We start from the raw sequence: 19,668 nt of genomic DNA on the forward strand, positions 1-19,668 counted from the left end.
TGATGTTGTGCAAACCATGATCCCGACGCTGGACATTACCGAGCGTCCGGCCCCGGCTCCGCGTGCCAAGGTGGAAGCCGGCGTCAAGCTGCGCGGCGCCGAGAAGGTTGCACGCATCCCGGTGAAGATCATTCCGACCACCGAACTGCCGAAAAAGCCCGACTGGATCCGTGTGCGCATCCCGGTCTCGCCGGAAGTCGACCGCATCAAGGCGCTGTTGCGCAAACACAAGCTGCACAGCGTGTGCGAAGAAGCCTCCTGCCCGAACCTGGGGGAGTGCTTCTCCGGCGGCACCGCCACCTTCATGATCATGGGGGACATCTGCACCCGTCGCTGCCCGTTCTGCGACGTGGGCCACGGCCGGCCCAAACCGTTGGACGTCAACGAGCCAGAAAGCCTGGCCATCGCCATCGCCGACCTGAAACTCAAGTACGTGGTGATCACCTCGGTAGACCGCGATGACCTGCGCGACGGCGGTGCCCAGCACTTTGCCGACTGCATCCGTGAAATCCGCAAACTGTCGCCAAACGTGATGCTCGAGACCCTGGTCCCGGACTACCGTGGCCGCATGGACGTCGCCCTGGACATCACCGCCGCCGAGCCGCCCGATGTGTTCAACCACAACCTGGAAACCGTGCCACGCCTGTACAAGGCCGCGCGTCCGGGGTCGGACTACCAGTGGTCGCTGACCCTGCTGCAAAAGTTCAAGCAGATGATGCCGCATATCCCGACCAAGTCCGGCCTGATGCTGGGCCTGGGCGAAACCGACGAAGAAGTCATCGAAGTCATGAAGCGCATGCGCGAGCACGACATCGACATGCTGACCCTTGGCCAGTACCTGCAACCGTCGCGCAGCCACTTGCCGGTGCAGCGTTTCGTGCACCCGGACACCTTTGCCTGGTTTGCCGAAGAAGGCTACAAGATGGGCTTTAAAAACGTCGCGTCGGGCCCGTTGGTGCGCTCGTCGTACCATGCCGACGAGCAGGCCAAGCTGGTCAAGGCCAGCCTGGTTTCCTAAGCCTTAGCGCCGATCCATTTGCCTGGATGGGCGTGTGTGGGAGCTGGCTTGTGTGGGAGCGGGCTTGCCCGCGATAGCATCGCCTCGGTGCAACTGATACACCGAGGCGTCTGTATCGCGGGCAAGCCCGCTCCCACAGTTCGTTGCGCTGTACAGAATAGGGAGAACCAAGGATGACCAACCCGCCCGCCACCGCCGTCCCCGCCCTGCGCGCCGAAGGCGTGATCGGCCTCATCGCTCCCGCCGGTCCCGCCGCGCTGGATGTTGAAAAGGCCGGGCAATGGATGCGCGCCCGTGGCTACGAGCTGCGGATTTTCTCGGGGGTGTATGAGCGCGATGGCTACCTGGCCGGCAGCGATAAAGTACGCCTGCGCGACCTGCACGCGGCCTTTGCCGATCCTGAGATCGACGCCATCTTCTGCCTGCGCGGTGGCTACGGCACCCCACGCCTGCTCGATAGCGTGGATTTCGAGCTGCTGGCGGCCAATCCCAAGCCCTTCGTCGGCTACAGCGATATCACCGCGCTGCACCTGGCGATCAGCCGCTATGCCGGCTTCGTGACCTTCCACGGCCCGATGCTCAATGCCGACCTGCTCGGTGACAAGCAACAACCCACCGAATCATCACTGTTCAGCCTACTCCGTGGGCAACTGGGCGCTGGCAGTGTGCTGGCGCACCCTGTGGCGTACCCGTTGACCACCATTGAGCCTGGCATCGCCTATGGACGCCTGCTGGGGGGCAACCTGTCGATGATCGCGGCTGTGATGGGCACGCCGTACGAGCTTGATGCCGAGGGCATCATTCTGTTTATCGAGGACGTCAACGAACCACTCTATCGCATTGACCGCCTGCTGACGCACTTACGCCTGGCGGGCAAGCTGGCGCAGGTGCGCGGTGTGCTGGTGGGGGATGTGGCGGGGGTGGAGAGTGAGGCGCTGGAGCGGCTGCTGAAACAGACCTTCGAGCCGTTGTGCATTCCGGTCCTGTCCGGCTGGCGCAGCGGCCATTGCGACCCGAACCTGACCTTGCCGATGGGCGCCCTGGTGCGCCTGGATGCGGGGGAGCAGTGCTTGGTGCTGGAGCAGGATGTGGTGTTCAAATCCTGAGGGGTTTTTGCCTGCTCTACCGCCATCGCGAGCTTGCTCGCGATGGCGGTAGACGCCTTACGCAGTTCTAGCGGTTCTGCAACGACTCCAGCAGCTTCACCGTCGGATACCCATCCGCCGGCCAGCCCAACGACTGCTGCGCCGCACGAATCGCCTTACGCGTGTTAGCGCCGATAATCCCATCCGGGTTGCCAGCCTCGTACCCCTTGGCACTCAACACCGTCTGCAATTCGATACGCTGGGTGCGGGTCAGCGGCAGTTCATCCGTTGGCCAATCCCCGCGAATCACCCCGCCACCGGCAAAACGCTCGGACAGCAGGCCGACCGCCAGGGCATAGGACGACGAGTTGTTGTACTTGAGGATTGCGCGGAAGTTGTCCAGCACCAGGAACGCCGGGCCACGATGGCCGGCCGGCAGCAGCAGGGCGGCCGACAGCGTTTCGACATTGGGCGGCACGCTGGCACCGGCCGGCACCCGCAGCCCGAGTTTCAACCACTCGCCCACCGGCTTGCGCCCCACGCCATCGGCCAGGGCGTAGTCGAAATTCTCCGGCAACTGCTGCACCTCAAAGCCCCATGGCTGGCCTTTCTGCCAGCCCGAGCTTTGCAGGTAGTGGGCGGTGGAGGCGAGGGCGTCGGCCGAGCTGTTCCAGATATCGCGGCGACCGTCGCCATCGAAGTCCACGGCGTGGGTGTTGTAGGTGGTCGGTATGAACTGGGTCTGGCCCATGGCCCCGGCCCAGGAGCCACGCATCTGTTCGGCCGGGATATCACCGTGCTGGATGATTTGCAGCGCGGCCAGCAACTGCGCCTGGGCGAACGCCGGGCGGCGGCCTTCGTAGGCCAGGGTCGCCAGGGAGCGGATCACCGAGTTATTGCCCTGGAACGCGCCGAAGTTGCTTTCCATGCCCCACACCGAGACCAGCACCTGGCGATCAACGCCGTAGCGCTGTTCGATGCTTTGCAGGATGTCGGCATGCTTGATCAGCAGGGCCTGGCCATTGCGCACGCGCACTGCGGACAGGGCACCGTTGAGGTATTCCCACACCGGGCGGGAAAACTCCGGTTGGCTGCGGTCGGCACGGATAACCGCCATGTCGGGGCTGACGTTGGCGAAGGCGGTGTCGAACACCGCAGGGGTAATCCCGGCTTTCAGGGCCTCGATGCGAAAACCCGCCTGCCATTGGGCGAAGGTCTGGGTTGGTTGGATATCGAGATTGGTCACGGCCAGGGGCGCAACTACGGCGGGTGCGGCAACCGGTGCGGTCTGGAGCGTGGGCAGGGGCTGAGCGTCGGCGGCGGTGGGTTTTTCGGCGCAGGCGACTAACAGGATCAGGCTGGAGGCAGCAATCAATTGGCGAAGGTGCCAACGACGGGAAAGACTAGAGGGCATGCACAGGTCCAGGAAATACGAATCAGGTGCAGACCTTATCATGCCAGAGGGGCGCTTGCCTTCAGGCAGCCAGAAAGTAAGAAGCCTCCCAGCTATTAGACTGGAAGGCTTCGCGGCGGTAGCTGCCTTTGCCTTTGCCGGCGCGTTCCTGGCGACTGCGGAACAACGGCTGGGCGATAAGGGATTTGGCCTTGTTGGGGCCATGCTTGGATGGCTTTTTGCTCATGATCGGGGCGCTCCGATGGGGTGGGTGGTGCGGTGCAAATCATCTGCCGAAGTTTGGCGGCTGTCCAGCCCGGCGTGATGTAGGAAATATCAAAAACCTGAAGACGACGATCAAAACTGTAGGAGCTGGCTTGCCTGCGATGGCATCACCACGCTATGACTGACACACCGAGGTGCCTGCATCGCAGGCAAGCCAGCTCCCACAATAGTTTTGTGGTGTTTGGGCGAGCGTGCTATTCGGCGGGCAGTGCCAGGCGCTGGCCGGACATAAGCAGCGACAAACGACTCAAGCTCATCCACGGCGACCCGGCGGCCTGGCCCTTGATCTGCGCGTCGATGCGCTGGGCTTCGAGCAACAATTGCGCCCAGCGTTGCGCCGAGTGTCGTTGCAGGGCCTTGCTCATCAGGGGCTTGCGCTTGTCCCATACCGGTGGGCGGGCTTGGCTGAAAGCCTTGTCCAGCGGCGTACCCTGGCTGTATTGCAGGGCAATATTGGCCAGCAGGCGCAACTCCCGGGCCAGGGCCCAGAGAATCACTGGCGGTTCCACGCCTTCGCCGCGCAGCCCTTCGAGCATACGCAGTGCATGGGCTGGTTCGCCATTGAGTATCGCGTCCACCAACCCGAATACGTCAAAACGCGCACTGTCGGCCACCGCACCTTGCACGGTTTCGACGGTAATCTGCCCGTCTTCGGCCATCAGCTTGAGCTTTTCGATCTCTTGGGCTGCGGCCAGCAAATTGCCTTCAACCCGGGCGGCGATCAGCTCGACCGCGTCCTGGCTGGCAGACAACCCGGCCTGGGACAGGCGCTGGCGGATCCATTGCGGCAACTGACTGCTGTCGACCGGCCAGATCTGGATGAACTGGGTCTGCGGCCCTTCCACCAGCGCCTTGCCCCATTTGGTTTTCTGCGCGCTGCCATCGAGCTTGGGCAGGCTGATCAGCAGCAGCGTGTCCTCGGCGGGGCGGGCGCAATATTCCATCAGGGCCGCCGCGCCTTTGTCGCCGGGCTTGCCCGAGGGCAGGCGCAGCTCCAGCAGGCGTTTTTCGGCAAACAGCGACATGCTGGCCCCGGCCTGGAGCAGGGTGCCCCAGTCGAAGCTGGCGTCGGCGCTGAACACCTGGCGTTCATCAAAGCCTTGCTGGCGCGCAGCCTGGCGGATGGTGTCGGCGGCTTCCTGGCACAGCAGCGGATCATCGCCACTGACGATGTACACAGGCGCGAGGTTGCCTTGCAGGTGCTTGGCGAGTTGGGCGGGGGCGAGTTTCATAGGCTGGATGGACGGGGCGCATGGCGCGCCCCGTCTGGTTTACTCGGCAGGGACTTCAACAGGCGACTGTTTCGGCACGCTGTTTTCATAGTCCTGCGCGGCTTTCAGTGCCTCGGCGTCTGCCTTGGCCTTGGCGTCGGCAGTCTGCTGCAGGGCATCGAGCTGGGCCGGGCTGATCATCTGCAGGCGCAGGACCATCCGCTGGACCAGGTCACGGCGCATTTCATTACGCACCTGAGTGACCTCGGTGTCGGAACCCACCAGGTTGTTGCCGTCATGGGTCACGACTTTCTGCACTTGCAGCTTGTCGCTGATCAGCGGCAACTGGTCGTGGCCCTGGATCTGGAACATGAGCACGTTGCTCAACTCGATGTCCGAAGAGCGACCAGCACTGGCGTAGCTGAGGTTGCGCTGGGTCTCTTTCTCATCGACCAACACCAGCTTGTAAGCCGCACCGTTATAGACTTTGACGCCGCTGTTTTCCAGGGTTTGACGCAGCTGGGTCACGGTTTCGCCATAGGCGTTGCGTGCGCTGACATCCAGTTCCTTGATCGCCAGTTCCGTGGTGCCGGTGCCGCGCAGCTGGAAGCCGCAAGCGCTCAGCAGTACGGCAAGGCCCATCACCAGCAGGTTGCGTTTGATCATTTTATTGCTCCCCTTGAAACCATGTGGGCCTTATCGAGGCCCTGGAGGTTTTGTTCGGCGCCGGGGCTCTTGCCCTGGCGCCCGATCCGATTAGCTTGCGACGATATTGACCAGCTTGCCGGGCACCACGATCACTTTGCGGATCGTCAGGCCTTCGGTGAAGCGCAGCACGTTCTCATTGCTGCGAGCGGCGGCTTCGACTTCTTCGCGACTGGCGCTGGCCGGCATATCGATCTGGCCGCGCAACTTGCCATTGACCTGAATCACCAGTTGCAGGGTGTCCTGTACCAGGGCGCTGTCATCTGCTGTGGGCCATGGGGCATCGATCACCGCGCCGCTGTGGCCCAACTGGCTCCACAGGTCGTGGCTGATGTGCGGGGTAATCGGCGCCAGCAGCAGGACGACGGTTTCCAGGCCTTCCTGTACCAAGGCGCGGTCCTGTTCGGTGGCCTGTGGCGCTTTTTCCAACACGTTCATCAGCGTCATCACCTGGGCGATGGCGGTGTTGAACTTGTGGTGCTGGCCCACGTCCTGGCCGGCTTGCTTGATCGCCAGGTGGGTGCTGCGGCGAATGAGCTTTTGCTCGTCGCTCAACGACGCCACGTCCAGTTTGCCCGGCAGGCCTTGGCTGACATGGGCGTGCGCCAGGCGCCAGACGCGCTTGAGGAAACGGTGCGAACCTTCGACGCCGGAGTCGGACCATTCGGCGCTCATGTCGGGCGGCGAGGCAAACATCATGAACAGGCGGCAGGTGTCGGCGCCGAACTGATCGATCATCGACTGAGGGTCGACGCCGTTGTTCTTCGACTTGGCCATCTTCTCGGTGCCGCCGATTTCCACCGGCAGGCCGTCGGATTTCAGCTTGGCGCTGATGACCTTGGCCTTGCTGTCACGCTCAAGCTCCACGTCCGCCGGGTTGAACCAGGTGTAGGCGCCATTGGCTTCGCGGCGATAGTACGTCTCGGCGATCACCATGCCCTGGGTCAGCAGGTTCTTGAACGGCTCGTCGGAGCTGACCAGGCCTTCGTCACGCATCAGCTTGTGGAAGAAGCGTGCGTACAGCAGGTGCAGGATCGCGTGCTCGATGCCACCGATGTACTGGTCCACCGGCAACCAGTGGTCGGCCGCGGATTTTTCCACCAGGCCGCCTTCATAGTGCGGCGAGGCGTAGCGGGCGTAGTACCACGAGGACTCGACGAAGGTGTCCATGGTGTCGGTTTCGCGCTTGGCAGGCTGGCCGCATTTCGGGCAACTGCACTCGTAGAACTCGGGCATGCGCGCCAATGGCGAACCGGCGCCGTCCGGCACCACGTCTTCGGGCAGTATCACCGGCAATTGGTCTTCCGGTACTGGCACGTCGCCACAGCTTTCGCAGTGGATGATCGGGATCGGGCAACCCCAGTAGCGCTGGCGGCTGATACCCCAGTCGCGCAGGCGGAACTGGGTGCGCGAGGCACCGAGGTTTTTCTTGATCAGGGCGACTTCCATGGCGTCGAAGGCGCCTGCGAAGTCCAGGCCGTCGAACTCGCCGGAGTTGATCAGGGTGCCGTGTTCGTTATAGGCGTCCTGCCACGGGGCCGGGTTGGTTTCACCGGAGCTGGTGCGCACCACGGACTTGATCGGCAGGTTGTATTTGGTGGCGAATTCAAAGTCGCGCTCGTCATGGGCGGGCACGGCCATTACTGCGCCATCGCCGTAGTGCATCAGCACATAGTTGGCGACCCAGACCGGCAGCTTTTCGCCGGTCAGCGGGTGCTCGACGAACAGCGAGGTCGGCAGGCCCTTTTTCTCCTGGGTGGCGACGTCGGCTTCGGCCACGCTGCCGCCTTTGCATTCGGCGATAAAGGCCTGCAGCTCAGGGTTGTTCTGGGCGGCCAGGGTGGCCAGCGGGTGTTCGGCGGCCACGGCGACGTAGGTCGCGCCCATCAGGGTGTCCGGGCGGGTGGTGAAGACTTTCAGGGCGCCAGCAACGCCTATGGAGTCGACGTTGTACGGGAACTGCACTTCCATGCCCTTGGACTTGCCGATCCAGTTGCGCTGCATGGTCTTGACCTGTTCAGGCCAGCCCGGCAGGTCGTCGAGGCTCGACAAGAGCTCATCGGCGTAGGCGGTGATCTTGAAGTAGTACATCGGGATTTCGCGCTTCTCGATCAGCGCGCCGGAACGCCAGCCGCGACCGTCGATCACCTGCTCGTTGGCCAGGACGGTCTGGTCGACCGGGTCCCAGTTCACGGTGCCGCTTTTTTTGTAGATCACGCCTTTCTCGAACAGGCGGGTGAACAGCCATTGTTCCCAGCGGTAGTAGTCCGGCTTGCAGGTGGTCACTTCGCGGGACCAGTCCACGGCCAGGCCCAGGCTGCGCAGCTGGGTCTTCATGTAGGCGATGTTTTCGTAGGTCCACTTGGCGGGCGCTACGTTGTTTTTCATCGCGGCGTTTTCCGCGGGCATGCCGAAGGCGTCCCAACCCATAGGTTGCAGGACATTCTTGCCGAGCATGCGCTGGTAGCGGGAAATCACGTCGCCGATGGTGTAGTTACGCACGTGCCCCATGTGTAGTTTGCCGCTGGGGTAAGGGAACATCGATAGGCAGTAGTAAGTCTCCTTGCCTGGCTGTTCACTGACTTCAAAGGACTTTTGCTCATCCCAGAAAGTTTGGGCGGCATTTTCTATTTCACGGGGCTGATAGTGTTCGTGCATGGCTACTTTTGAACTGAATAGGGGTGGCCTAATCCTCTTCGGTGCATTGTCCGGGTTGATCGACACCAAAAAGCGGCGCGTCCGTGCCCAAACCCTGCGGGAAGTGGAGTTACAGGAAGCGCCGTAGCATACATGACCCCGCTCTATCGAGGGAAACCCTGATTGCGCGGTGCAGGCCGTTGGTCGCGGCACCCGGTTGGTTCCGTCAGCGCAGCTACGCTGTTTATTGGGGAGTGAGACTTATCTTTAATGAGGTGAGGGGATGGTTGATTCGCAGCGAATGATAACGAAACCGGAAGTGTATGAAGGACTGATCGACCGCTTGGGTCGAGCGCTGGATGCGGCAAGAACCGCGGGCCGATTGCGTGACGAGCGGCCCGCAGAGTTGGAACTGCGCGGTTTGAGCCCCGCAGAGTTCGAGGTGATCAAGGCCTACCTGGACTTGAACGCCCGCCCAGTCCCGCAATGGGTGGCGCCTGTGCCAGCCAGGGAGCCTGTGCGATCGTCCAAGGTGGTATGGCTCAAGGACTTGTCGGCCGCTCGCGGCCCGGAAATCCGCGCCGTACGGTTCAAGTAACCACTTCAGTGCCTGTTCCACACGGGTAAAGATTGTCGCTAAACCCCGTTACACCTTAGGCTTCGGGCATCTTTGGAGATGCTCGATGCCTATTCGTTATTTCATCAAACAATTATTGCTGCCGCCCGGCATTCTCTTGCTGCTGCTGGCCCTTGCCTGGTGGTTTCGCCGCACCCGTCCACGCTTGGCCGGCGTGTGTTTTGCCCTGGGGTTTGGCGGGATGTGGCTGATCAGCTTGCCGGTGATGGTGGAGTGGGGCGCCCGCGCCTTGGAAACCGAGCCCCCACTGGCCGTGGAAGACTGGGCCAGCCTGGCGCAACGAGCCGATGCCATTGTGGTGCTGGGCTCGGGCCGCGAGCGGGGGGACCCGGCCTGGGGCGCTGATCAGCCGACCGGGATCGGCCTGGAGCGCCAGCGCTATGCGGCGCGATTGGCCAAGGCGTCGGGGCTGCCGGTGCTGACCAGCGGCGGCCTGCACTACGGCACGCCGCCCAGCGAGGCGCAGTTGATGGCGGTGTCGATGCAGGATGACTTTGGCGTGGCCGTGCGCTGGAAGGAAGAGCGCAGCCGCACCACCTGGGAAAATGCGCAGATGAGCGCCGAGATCCTGCTGCCCCAGGGCGTCAAGCGCGTGGTCATCGTGACCCAGGCCTGGCATATGCCGCGTTCGGTGTGGAGCTTCGAGAAGGCCGGCTTTACCGTGGTGCCGGCGCCGGTCGGCTTCCTGGGGGTGGACAATGCCCGGCCGCTGGGCGGTTGGATGCCGGAGTTCAAGTCGGTGTGGCAGAGCGGGCAGTTGATCAATGAGGCGGTGGGGCAGGTAGGTTACCGCCTGTTCTACCGTTAACGGCGCACATCAAAATGTGGGGCTTGTGTGGGAGCGTGCTTGCCCGCGATGGAGGTGGGTCGGTCACTAAAAATGCTGACTGATACACCGCCATCGCGGGCAAGCCCGCTCCCACATTGGGTGTCAGACGGTCTTGGCCATGCGTCCGGCCAGCAGCGCCCAGCCAAACAGCCCCAGGCACAGGATGATCAGCGGCCACGAACGCCATTGCAGATACGGCGTCAGGTTGTGCATGGGCACGACCTCGCCATAGAGAATGCCGCGCTCGAACTGCGGGATCTGCTCGGTGATCTGCCCGAACGGGTTGATCAGGCCGGTCACGCCATTGTTGGTGGCGCGGATCATCCAGCGGCCGGCTTCCAGGGCGCGCATCTGGGCCATTTGCAGGTGCTGCAAGGGGCCGATGGAGGTGCCGAACCAGGTGTCATTGCTGATGGTCAGCAGCAAGTCGCTGCGGGCGGCGAGGCCGGCGGCGAACTCCGGGTAGACCACTTCGTAGCAGATATACGGCGCGATCTGATAGCCCTTGGCTTGCAGCAGTGCCTGGTCTTCGGGACCGCGGGCAAAGTCCGACATCGGCAGGTCGAAGAACGCAATCAGGCCGCGCAATACATCCTGCAATGGTACGTACTCGCCAAAGGGCACCAGCTTTTGCTTCAAATAGGTGCCATCACCCTGGCCGACCACGGTGATGCCATTGAAATAGCGCTTTTCATGACGCACTTCCTGGCGGATCGGCACGCCGGTGATCATCGCCGCGTTCCGGTCGGCGGCGAACTTGCCCATCATCCCCAGGTAGCCCTCGACGGACTCCATGAGCACCGGCACGGCAGTTTCCGGCCAGATCAGCAGGTCTACGCGCTTGGAGGCAAAGCTCATGTCGCGGTACAGCGCCAGTTGCGCGTTGAGCTGCGCCGGGTCCCACTTCATGCTTTGCTCGACATTGCCCTGGATCGCCGCGACGCTTAGCGGCTCGCCAGCGGGGCTGGTCCAGGCGTGATGCTTGAGCGCCAGGCCAATCGCCCAGGGCGCAACCAGCAGCACCAGGCCTGCGCCGATAAACGCGTTGCGCCTGGTCGCCAGCAAGCGCGGCAGGTTGACGAGCAGCGCTGCGCTCAAGGCCAGGGCAAACGAAATCAGCCATACCCCACCCAACGGTGCGAGCCCGGCCAGCGGGCCGTCGAGCTGGCTATAACCGGAGTACAACCAGGGGAAACCTGTCAGGAACCAGCCGCGAAATGCTTCCTGGCCCACCCACAGCGCGGCAAACGCCAGGGCATCGGCCAGGGGCGCTTCGTTACGGCGCAGCCAGCGGGCCCAGAGCCAGGCGGGCAGGGCAAAGAACAAGGCAATCGCGGCGGTGAACGCCAGCATCAACAGCCCGGCCAGCAATACCGAAGCGCCGCCAAAGTGATGGATGCTGTAGTAGATCCAGCTGGTGCCCGCGCCAAACAGGCCAAAACCGAAACACCAGCCACGCCCGAAGGCCTGGCGGGGTGTCAGTTGGCACATCCCGGCATAGAACACCCCGACCGCCACCAGCGCCAGCGGCCAGATATCGAACGGCGCCAGCGCCAGGGTGGTGATAGCACCGGCCACCACGGCCAGCAGGTTACCGGGCCAGCCGGGTGCGGTGAGACGGCGCATATCAGTCCTTAGCGGGCAATAGGTGTCAGGCGGATCAAGTGGATACGACGGCTATCGGCATTCAGGATGCGGAAGCGGTAGGCGCCGATCTCGGTGGTTTCGTTGCGCTTGGGCAGATGGCCAAAGGCACTCATTACCAGGCCGCCGACAGTGTCGAACTCATCGTCGGAGAATTCGCTGTCGAAGAACTCGTTGAAGTTCTCGATCGGCGTCAGTGCCTTGACCAGGAAGTCCCCGCTGGGCAGCGGCTTGATGTAGCTGTCTTCTTCGACGTCGTGTTCGTCTTCGATATCGCCGACGATCTGTTCCAGCACGTCTTCGATGGTCACCAGGCCTGCGACGCCGCCGTATTCGTCAATCACGATGGCCATATGATTGTGGTTGGCGCGAAACTCGCGCAGCAGCACATTCAGGCGCTTGGATTCAGGCACGAAGGTCGCAGGCCGCAGCAGGTCCTTGATGTTGAAGCTGTCGCCGTTCTCCTTGAGGATCAGCGGCAGCAGGTCCTTGGCCAGCAGGACACCCATGACGTCGTCATGGCTTTCGCCGATCACCGGGTAGCGCGAGTGCGCCGAGTCGATCACGGCCGGGAGGAATTCCCGTGGGGTCTGGGTCGCCTTGATGCTGATCATCTGCGAGCGCGGGACCATGATGTCCCGGACTTGCAGGTCAGCCACCTGGATGGCGCCTTCGACGATGGCCAGCGCTTCGCTGTCCAGCAACTTGTTCTGATGGGCCTCGCGCAGCAGCTCCAGCAGCTCCTGGCGGTTTTTCGGCTCGTGGGCAAAAGCCTGGGTCAGTTTACCCAGCCATGACTTTTGCCCGTTGCTCGATCGGTCTTCGCTCATAGCGATTACTCTAAATCCTTGATTGTTTCAGTTGAGTGTCGATTAGTGTTCGTCGTCTGCATAGGGGTCAGGGTGCCCCAACTCTGCAAGCAACGTTCGTTCCAGAGCTTCCATTTCTTCGGCTTCTTCATCATCTATATGGTCGTAACCCAACAGATGCAAGCAGCCATGCATGACCAGGTGGGCCCAGTGGGCCTCCAGGGCCTTGCCTTGTTCCTTTGCCTCGCGCTCCACCACCGCGACGCAGATCACCAGGTCACCCAGCAGCGGGATATCCAGCAGTTCATCCGGCACATCGGCGGGGAACGACAGCACATTGGTCGCGTAGTCTTTCTGGCGCCAGGTGTGATTCAGTTCGCGGCCTTCAGGTTCATCCACCAGACGAATGGTCAGTTCTGAGTCAGCGCTGCGCTGGCGCAGGGCCAGTGTGCACCAGTGGCGGAACTGTTCTTCGCTGGGGGCTGGCGCTTGGGTGGCCAGTTGCAGATCAAGCTCAAGCATCGCGGCGGTTGTCCTTGGACAGCCCGTCGTCGCGGTGTTCAAAGCGCTCGTAGGCTTCGACAATGCGCTGTACCAGCGGGTGACGCACCACGTCCTTGGGCATGAAGTGGGTAAAGCTGATGCCCGGTACGTCCTTGAGCACCTCGATCACCTGGCCCAGGCCCGACTTGGTGCCCTTGGGCAGGTCGACCTGGGTGATATCGCCGGTGATCACGGCCGTGGAGCCAAAGCCGATGCGGGTCAGGAACATCTTCATCTGCTCGACGGTGGTGTTCTGGCTTTCGTCGAGGATGATGAAGCTGTTGTTCAGGGTGCGGCCGCGCATATAGGCCAGCGGGGCGATCTCGATCACCTGGCGCTCGATCAGCTTGGCCACGTATTCAAAACCGAGCATTTCATACAGTGCGTCGTACAGCGGGCGCAGGTACGGGTCGATCTTCTGGGCCAGGTCGCCGGGCAGAAAGCCCAGTTTTTCGCCCGCTTCCACCGCCGGGCGCACCAACAGGATGCGGCGCACCTGTTCGCGCTCCAGGGCGTCCACTGCACAGGCTACGGCCAGGTAGGTCTTGCCGGTGCCGGCCGGGCCGATACCGAAGTTGATGTCGTTACCGAGGATTTCCTTGACGTAGCGCTGCTGATTCAAGCCCCGTGGGCGAATCATGCCTTTTTTGGTACGCAGCGCCACGCTGGCTTCGGCCACCGGGTTGTTGGCCAGGTCTTCTACGGCGGATTCCTGCAGGTACAGGTGCACGGTTTCCGGCGACAGTTCGCTACCCTTGGTTTCGCGGTAGAGGCGACGCAGCAGGTTTTCTGCAGACGTGGTGTGCTGGGGTTCGCCAATCAGCTCGAACTGGTTGCCGCGGTTGCGGATCTCGATGCTCAGGCGTTGTTCGATCAGGCGCAGGTGCTCGTCGAACTGTCCGCACAGGTTGGCGAAACGACGAGCCTCAAACGGCTCGAGGAGGAAACGATGGGGTTCTGCTATGGGTGCGTTCAAGGTTGCTTTTAGCCGCCCTTTGGCTGTTTAGGTGAAATAGAGGATAACGCCAGCCGCCGGTGTGCGAAAGCACTTAAATGGCCTGGGTTCGCTCTCAGGAGCAACGAAGAACCCCTGTGGGAGCTGGCTTGCCTGCGATAGGGCCGGCCCATTCAAAAGAGATACCGCCTGTTACATCGCTATCGCAGGCAAGCCAGCTCCCACATTTGATCTGCATTTATCCCGAATCCGCCGCGTCAGTTGATCAACGAGCCGCGCAGCGAGTGCGGTTGCGCCGCGTCGATGTGCACGTCGGCGAACTGGCCGATCAGCGTCGGGTTATCGCAACGGAAGTTGACGATCCGATTGTTCTCGGTGCGTCCCTGCAACTCGCCCGGGTCTTTTTTCGAGTAATCGGTGACCAGGATGCGCTGGGTCGAACCGACCATTTGTCGGCTGATCTCGAACCCCTGCTGATTGAGGCGATGTTGCAGCGCGTTCAGGCGCTCCTTTTTCAGCGCCTCCGGGGTTTCGTCCAGCAGGTCGGCAGCCGGGGTGCCCGGGCGCTGGCTGTAGACGAAGGAGTAGGAGAAGTCGAAACCGACGTCTTCAATCAGCTTCATGGTCTGCTGGAAGTCTTTCTCGGTCTCGCCGGGGAAGCCGACGATAAAGTCCGAACTGATGCAGATGCCCGGCACGGCGGCGCGCAGTTTGCGCAGTTTGGACTTGTACTCCAGGGCCGTGTGGTTGCGTTTCATCGCCGAAAGGATGCGGTCCGAGCCCGATTGCACCGGCAAGTGCAGGTGCTTGACCAGCTCCGGCACTTCGGCGTGGGCCTGGATCAGGCTGTCGGAGAACTCCAGCGGGTGCGAGGTGGTGTAGCGAATGCGCTCGATGCCGTCTACCGCCGCGACCACGCGAATCAGCTCGGCCAGGTCCGCCAGGCGCCCATCGTGGGTCTGGCCCCGGTAGCCGTTGACGTTCTGCCCCAGCAGGGTCACTTCGCGCACGCCGTTTTCGGCCAGGTGGATGATTTCCGCCAGCACGTCGTCGAACGGGCGGCTGACTTCTTCGCCACGGGTATACGGCACCACGCAGAAGGTGCAGTACTTGCTGCAACCTTCCATCACCGACACATAGGCACTGGGGCCGTCGATGCGTGGTTCGGGCAAATGGTCGAACTTTTCGATTTCCGGGAACGAGACGTCCACCTGCGGCAGCTTGGTGATACGCGCAGCGTCGATCATTTCCGGCAGGCGGTGCAGGGTCTGCGGGCCGAAGACCACGTCGACATAGGGCGCGCGGTCGCGAATGGCGGCGCCTTCCTGGCTGGCCACGCAACCGCCGACGGCGATCACCATGTCCGGGTTGGCCAGTTTCAGTTCGCGCCAGCGGCCCAGCTGCGAGTAGACCCGGTCCTGGGCCCGTTCGCGGATCGAGCAGGTATTGAGCAGGATCACGTCGGCATCTTCGGCGCGAGCCGTGACTTCCAGGGCCTGATGTTCACCCAGCAGATCGACCATGCGCGAGCTGTCGTACTCGTTCATCTGGCAACCGTGGGTTTCGATGTAAAGCTTCTTGGCCATGGGAATCGTCAACTGGTGGTAAAGAACCGCGCATTATAGGGGGCATGCCCATTGGTTCCTAGCACTGTGCATCGGGTGCCATGCTATAGTTCGCGCCCTCATTTATATCCGCCGATGTGCTGCCCGCCCCCCATGACCAAACGTGAAGCTCCAATCTACAAGGTGATTTTCCTTAACCAAGGCCAGGTGTTCGAAATGTACGCCAAGCAGATCTATCAAAGTGATCTGTGGGGCTTTTTGGAAGTGGAAGAGTTCGTCTTTGGCGAGCGCACACAGCTGGTCGTCGATCCGGGCGAGGAAAAACTCAAGGCCCAGTTTGAAGGCGTGGTGCGCAGTTTTGTGCCGATGCATTCGATTGTGCGCATCGATGAAGTCGAACGCCTGGGCACGCCGAAGATCAGCGAGGCGCGGGGTGTGAGCAATGTCATGCCGTTTCCGATGCCGATGCCTGAGAAGTAGGCTTTTAGACCGCGTCGCGCCCATCGCAGGCAAGCCAGCTCCCACATTTGAATGTGTTCACAAATCAAAATGTGGGAGCTGGCTTGCCTGCGATGACGTCAGAAGGGTTTAGATAACCTCAAGGCAGCGGCGAAAAAGGCGAACGCCCATCCGCACTCTGCAATTCCTGCAGGTAATTGCGGAAAATCTGCCCCAGCACCTGGGTCGCCACTTCCAGCTCATCGCGCTGCATGTGTTCGGCCACTTCGTCAGCGGTGTCGAGCGCATCTTCGGCGCCATTGACCGCCGCCATCTTCAGCACGATATACGCCTGCACGTTATTGGCCGGTACGCCTTCGCCATGGAAGAACATGCTGCCCAGCTTGAACTGCGCCTCGGCATGCCCCTGCAACGAGGCCTTCTCAAAGAAGCTCAAGGCTTTATTGAGATCACGGGCAGGGTTTTTGTCGTCGTAGAAGAATTCGCCCAGCTCGTATTGCGCCTGCGCATCCCCGCCATCGGCCAGTGCCTGGCAGGCGCTCAGCGCCTCGGCCTGGCTGTCGGGCTGAGTATTGAGGGTGCAACGCCCCATCGCCGGGATCAACAATGAGTTACCGCCCGCTTGTGCATGCGCAAGCAGCGGCTGAAGGAGCAACAGGCAGCCCAGAACCAGGGTGCGGCCGGTGCGTTTCATGGGAATCGACTTACCTCTGACGGGGCGCGTGGAGCCACGTGGGGATCCAATAAGCGCGCATTATGAAATAAGCAGGCCTCTGCTTACAAAGTCTTTACTCGTTTTTCTGCTGCGTGGGCAAGTTATCTGCCGGATTGCAGGTGATTTCTCGAAAAAACGAGGAAATTTCTGTAAGCAAGGTAACAAATCTGACGCCGCCAGGGGCGACGTCAGGTTGTGGCTGGCTTACTTCAATGCGGCGAAGGCACGTTCGGCAGCATCCAGGGTCAGTTTCAGCTCGGTCTCGCCATGGGCGATGGAGGTGAAACCGGCCTCAAAGGCACTCGGCGCCAGGTACACGCCACCTTCGAGCATCAGGTGGAAGAAGCGCTTGAACAGGTTGGCATCGCTGCCCATCACATCGTCAAAGGTCACGATGTCGTCGGCACCGCTGAAATACAGGCCGAACATGCCACCGGCCTGGGTCGTGACGAACGGAATGCCTGCTGCATCGGCGCGTTGTTGCAGGCCATCGAGCATGCGCGTGGTGTAGTCGCTTAACTCGGCATGGAAGCCCGGGCGGTTGATCAGGCGCAGGGTGGTCAGGCCGGCGGCCATGGCCAGCGGGTTACCGGACAGGGTGCCGGCCTGGTAGACCGGGCCCAGCGGCGCGATGTGCTGCATGATTTCGCGCTTGCCGCCGAAGCAGCCCACCGGCATGCCGCCGCCGATGATCTTGCCGAAGGTGCTCAGGTCCGGCGTCACGCCGTAGTAAGCCTGGGCGCCACCGAGGGCGACGCGAAAGCCGGTCATCACTTCATCGAAAATCAACACCACGCCGTGCTGGTCGCACAGGGTGCGCAGGCCTTCCAGGAAACCGGGCGCTGGCGGCACGCAGTTCATATTGCCGGCCACCGGCTCGACGATGATGCACGCCACCTCCTGGCCGACTTCGCTGAGCATGGTTTCGACGGCAGCGATGTCATTGAACGGCAGGGTCAGGGTGTGCTTGGCAAACGCCGCCGGCACGCCGGCCGAACTCGGTACGCCCTGGGTCAGCAGGCCGGAACCGGCCTTGACCAGCAGGCTGTCGGAGTGGCCGTGGTAGCAGCCTTCAAACTTGATGATGCTGTCGCGGCCGGTGAAACCACGGGCCAGGCGAATCGCGCTCATGGTCGCTTCGGTGCCGGAGCTGACCATGCGCACCATCTCCATCGACGGCACGATCGAGCACACCAGGTCTGCCATCTCGGTTTCCATGGCGGTGGGCGCGCCGTAGGACAGGCCGTGCTCCAGTTGCTTGCGTACCGCGTCCAGCACGTCGGGATGGCTGTGGCCAAGGATCATCGGGCCCCAGGAACCCACGTAGTCCACATAGCGCTTGTCATCTTCATCGGTGACGTAGGCGCCTTCGGCGTGCTTGAAGAACAACGGCGTGCCACCGACGCTCTTGAATGCGCGCACGGGGGAGTTCACACCACCGGGGATATGTTTCTGGGCATTGGCAAACAGGGTTTCGGAACGAGACATGGGCAGGCTCTCTGAATTCAGGATTTAAGGAGTTCGTTGAAGGCGCGGGCGCGGCGCGTCACGTCCTGGGGGCTGTCGGCACCGAACAGGCCGTGGACCACCGCCAGCAGATCGGCACCGTGTTCCACCAGGGGCGCGGCGTTTTCCAGGGTGATGCCGCCGATCACGCAGATCGGCACCTGCAAGCGCGCGCGGGCCTGGGCGAGCATTTCAACGGTGGCCGCGGGCGCGCCGGGCTTGGTCGTGGAATTGAAGAAACGCCCAAAGGCAACATAGCTGGCGCCTTCGCGTGCGGCCTGTTCGGCCAGTTCGATCTGGCTGTGGCAGGTGGAACCGATGATGGCATTGCGCCCGAGCAGCGCCCGGGCCGGGGTCAGCGGGCCGTCGGTCTGGCCCAGATGTACGCCGACGCCCAGGCGCGCGGCCAGCTCGGCATCGTCGTTGATGATCAGTTGGGTCTTGTAGCGCGAGCACAATTCACGCAGCGCCTCGGCTTCGCGCAGGCGCCGGGCCTCGTCGCTGCTTTTATCGCGGTACTGCAGCAAGGTCACGCCGCCTTCCAGCGCGGCCTCGACGTAGGACAGGAACTTACCGGCCAATAGTTGGCTGTCGGTAATGGCGTACAGGCCACGTAGTTTCATCGAGCAGGCCCCTTGAGATTACCCACAGAAATCCAATGGCAGGCGACGCGGTACAAATTGGCCGTGGCCCAGTTGTTCGGCATCGCGCAGGGTGCGCCAGGTGTAATTGAGTGCCGACTCCACGGCGCTGGCCAGGCCTTCGCCCTGGGCCAGGCGACCGGCCAGGGCGCTGGCCAGGGTGCAACCGGAGCCATGATAGCTGCCAGGCAGGCGCTGGCAGGTGAAGGTGCGGCGCGTGCCGTCGCGGCTGTATAGGCGATTGTGCACTTCATGCTCGTCGCCGTGGCCGCCGGTGATCAACAGGTGCTTGATAAACGGCAGCAGTTTCTCGGCGCATTCGTCCGCCGTGCCGTCGGGCAGTTCGGCGAGGATGCGGGCTTCAGGCAGGTTGGGCGTGGCAATCAGCGACAGGGGCAACAGCCGCTCGCGCATTGCATAGCCGACTTCATCCTTGCCCAGGCTGCCGCCGCCACCGGCGCGCAGCACCGGGTCGCAGACCACCGGCAGGTGTGGGTGCTGCTGGAGCAGTTCGACCACGGTATCGACCATCACCGTGGAGCCGAGCATGCCCAGCTTGACCGCCGCAACTTGCGAGTCGCCGAGCACGGCATTGGCCTGGGCCAATACCCACTCGCGGTCGAGCACGCGGAAGTCGCTGACATTCACGGTGTTCTGCACGGTCAGCGCGGTCACGGCCGGGGCCGCATGACAGCCTTGGGCGAGCAGGGCTTCGATATCTGCCTGCAAGCCGGCGCCACCACTGGGATCATGGCCGGAGAGACAGAGGACAACGGGGCGAGAGCTGTAGATATTCATGGTGCGCGAGCTTACCACCAAACGCTTTTTGCGTGGCTGTTGGACGGTGCCTGTATTTCACACTGAAAGACGCGCAAAAATGGCTATAAGCCATCATTTATTTCCAGCCGTTGGCACGCTGAAAGCCCCGTCCTAGAGCCTTTCAAAAAATTATTTCAATGGTGTCTTTTGGCCTTTACCGGCTATGCTAGAGTGGATCCAAACAACTTAATGTATGCCGGTGTACGTCTTCT

The 19,668-nt window shown here is 62.2% G+C and carries 19 protein-coding genes; 5 read left to right on the forward strand and 14 right to left on the reverse strand.

Features of this window, described 5'->3' with window-relative positions; all coding sequences use genetic code 11:
* The first annotated feature begins 16 nt into the window (after positions 1-16).
* On the forward strand, positions 17-1,018 hold the full coding sequence (gene lipA, locus BLL38_RS21140; protein WP_162493910.1) for a lipoyl synthase: 1,002 nt from the start codon (positions 17-19) through the stop codon (positions 1,016-1,018).
* Between the two features lie 173 nt (positions 1,019-1,191).
* Positions 1,192-2,124, forward strand: coding sequence for a S66 peptidase family protein (locus BLL38_RS21145; RefSeq protein WP_076964198.1), 933 nt, complete (start codon positions 1,192-1,194; stop codon positions 2,122-2,124).
* A 67-nt stretch (positions 2,125-2,191) separates the two neighbouring features.
* Here BLL38_RS21145 and BLL38_RS21150 read toward each other — a convergent pair whose 3' ends face one another.
* From BLL38_RS21150 to leuS, 5 genes are all read right to left on the reverse strand, one after another.
* Complete coding sequence (locus BLL38_RS21150) at positions 2,192-3,517, reverse strand: lytic murein transglycosylase (RefSeq protein WP_076964199.1); 1,326 nt, start codon at positions 3,515-3,517, stop codon at positions 2,192-2,194.
* A gap of 61 nt (positions 3,518-3,578) precedes the next feature.
* Positions 3,579-3,743, reverse strand: a complete 165-nt coding sequence (gene arfA, locus BLL38_RS21155; protein ID WP_032861705.1) for an alternative ribosome rescue factor ArfA — start codon at positions 3,741-3,743, stop codon at positions 3,579-3,581.
* Positions 3,744-3,975: 232 nt separating this feature from the next.
* Entirely contained in the window at positions 3,976-5,013 is a 1,038-nt protein-coding gene (gene holA, locus BLL38_RS21160) for a DNA polymerase III subunit delta (protein ID WP_076964200.1), read from the reverse strand.
* A 39-nt stretch (positions 5,014-5,052) separates the two neighbouring features.
* Entirely contained in the window at positions 5,053-5,658 is a 606-nt protein-coding gene (locus BLL38_RS21165; RefSeq protein WP_076964201.1) for an LPS-assembly lipoprotein LptE, read from the reverse strand.
* A gap of 90 nt (positions 5,659-5,748) precedes the next feature.
* Positions 5,749-8,355, reverse strand: a complete 2,607-nt coding sequence (leuS, locus tag BLL38_RS21170; protein ID WP_076964202.1) for a leucine--tRNA ligase — start codon at positions 8,353-8,355, stop codon at positions 5,749-5,751.
* Between the two features lie 262 nt (positions 8,356-8,617).
* Between leuS and BLL38_RS21175 the strand changes: the two genes are divergently transcribed.
* Both BLL38_RS21175 and BLL38_RS21180 read left to right on the forward strand, forming a co-directional pair.
* Positions 8,618-8,932, forward strand: coding sequence for a hypothetical protein (locus tag BLL38_RS21175; protein WP_076964203.1), 315 nt, complete (start codon positions 8,618-8,620; stop codon positions 8,930-8,932).
* Between the two features lie 85 nt (positions 8,933-9,017).
* Complete coding sequence (locus BLL38_RS21180; protein WP_076964204.1) at positions 9,018-9,779, forward strand: YdcF family protein; 762 nt, start codon at positions 9,018-9,020, stop codon at positions 9,777-9,779.
* A 123-nt stretch (positions 9,780-9,902) separates the two neighbouring features.
* Here BLL38_RS21180 and lnt read toward each other — a convergent pair whose 3' ends face one another.
* From lnt to miaB, 5 genes are all read right to left on the reverse strand, one after another.
* Entirely contained in the window at positions 9,903-11,426 is a 1,524-nt protein-coding gene (gene lnt / locus BLL38_RS21185; RefSeq protein WP_076964205.1) for an apolipoprotein N-acyltransferase, read from the reverse strand.
* An 8-nt stretch (positions 11,427-11,434) separates the two neighbouring features.
* Complete coding sequence (locus tag BLL38_RS21190) at positions 11,435-12,274, reverse strand: CorC family transporter (protein ID WP_005791724.1); 840 nt, start codon at positions 12,272-12,274, stop codon at positions 11,435-11,437.
* Positions 12,275-12,316: 42 nt separating this feature from the next.
* Positions 12,317-12,775, reverse strand: coding sequence for an rRNA maturation RNase YbeY (gene ybeY / locus BLL38_RS21195; protein WP_076964206.1), 459 nt, complete (start codon positions 12,773-12,775; stop codon positions 12,317-12,319).
* Positions 12,768-13,772 carry a PhoH family protein gene (locus tag BLL38_RS21200; RefSeq protein WP_029292238.1) on the reverse strand — a complete coding sequence of 335 codons (1,005 nt, stop codon included), beginning with the start codon at positions 13,770-13,772 and terminating at the stop codon, positions 12,768-12,770. Before BLL38_RS21200 ends, ybeY begins: the two co-directional genes overlap by 8 nt.
* A 236-nt stretch (positions 13,773-14,008) precedes the next feature.
* Positions 14,009-15,337, reverse strand: a complete 1,329-nt coding sequence (gene miaB, locus BLL38_RS21205) for a tRNA (N6-isopentenyl adenosine(37)-C2)-methylthiotransferase MiaB (RefSeq protein ID WP_003215455.1) — start codon at positions 15,335-15,337, stop codon at positions 14,009-14,011.
* 132 nt (positions 15,338-15,469) lie between these two features.
* Here miaB and BLL38_RS21210 point away from each other — a divergent pair, with 132 nt between their 5' ends.
* Complete coding sequence (locus tag BLL38_RS21210; protein ID WP_003236992.1) at positions 15,470-15,796, forward strand: DUF1820 family protein; 327 nt, start codon at positions 15,470-15,472, stop codon at positions 15,794-15,796.
* Positions 15,797-15,914: 118 nt separating this feature from the next.
* On the opposite strand, the gene BLL38_RS21215 is transcribed toward BLL38_RS21210, so the two are convergent.
* The 4 genes from BLL38_RS21215 to BLL38_RS21230 form a co-directional block, all read right to left on the reverse strand.
* Positions 15,915-16,469 carry a tetratricopeptide repeat protein gene (locus tag BLL38_RS21215; RefSeq protein ID WP_076964207.1) on the reverse strand — a complete coding sequence of 185 codons (555 nt, stop codon included), beginning with the start codon at positions 16,467-16,469 and terminating at the stop codon, positions 15,915-15,917.
* A 225-nt stretch (positions 16,470-16,694) separates the two neighbouring features.
* The gene (hemL, locus tag BLL38_RS21220; RefSeq protein WP_076964208.1) at positions 16,695-17,978 is read right to left on the reverse strand and encodes a glutamate-1-semialdehyde 2,1-aminomutase; all 1,284 of its coding nucleotides are present in this window, start codon (positions 17,976-17,978) and stop codon (positions 16,695-16,697) included.
* 17 nt (positions 17,979-17,995) lie between these two features.
* Entirely contained in the window at positions 17,996-18,619 is a 624-nt protein-coding gene (gene thiE / locus BLL38_RS21225; protein WP_076964209.1) for a thiamine phosphate synthase, read from the reverse strand.
* A gap of 18 nt (positions 18,620-18,637) precedes the next feature.
* Positions 18,638-19,435, reverse strand: coding sequence for a hydroxymethylpyrimidine/phosphomethylpyrimidine kinase (locus BLL38_RS21230; RefSeq protein WP_076964210.1), 798 nt, complete (start codon positions 19,433-19,435; stop codon positions 18,638-18,640).
* Positions 19,436-19,668 lie beyond the last annotated feature (233 nt).

This window comes from Pseudomonas gessardii, from assembly GCF_001983165.1.
Classification (GTDB): domain Bacteria; phylum Pseudomonadota; class Gammaproteobacteria; order Pseudomonadales; family Pseudomonadaceae; genus Aquipseudomonas; species Aquipseudomonas gessardii.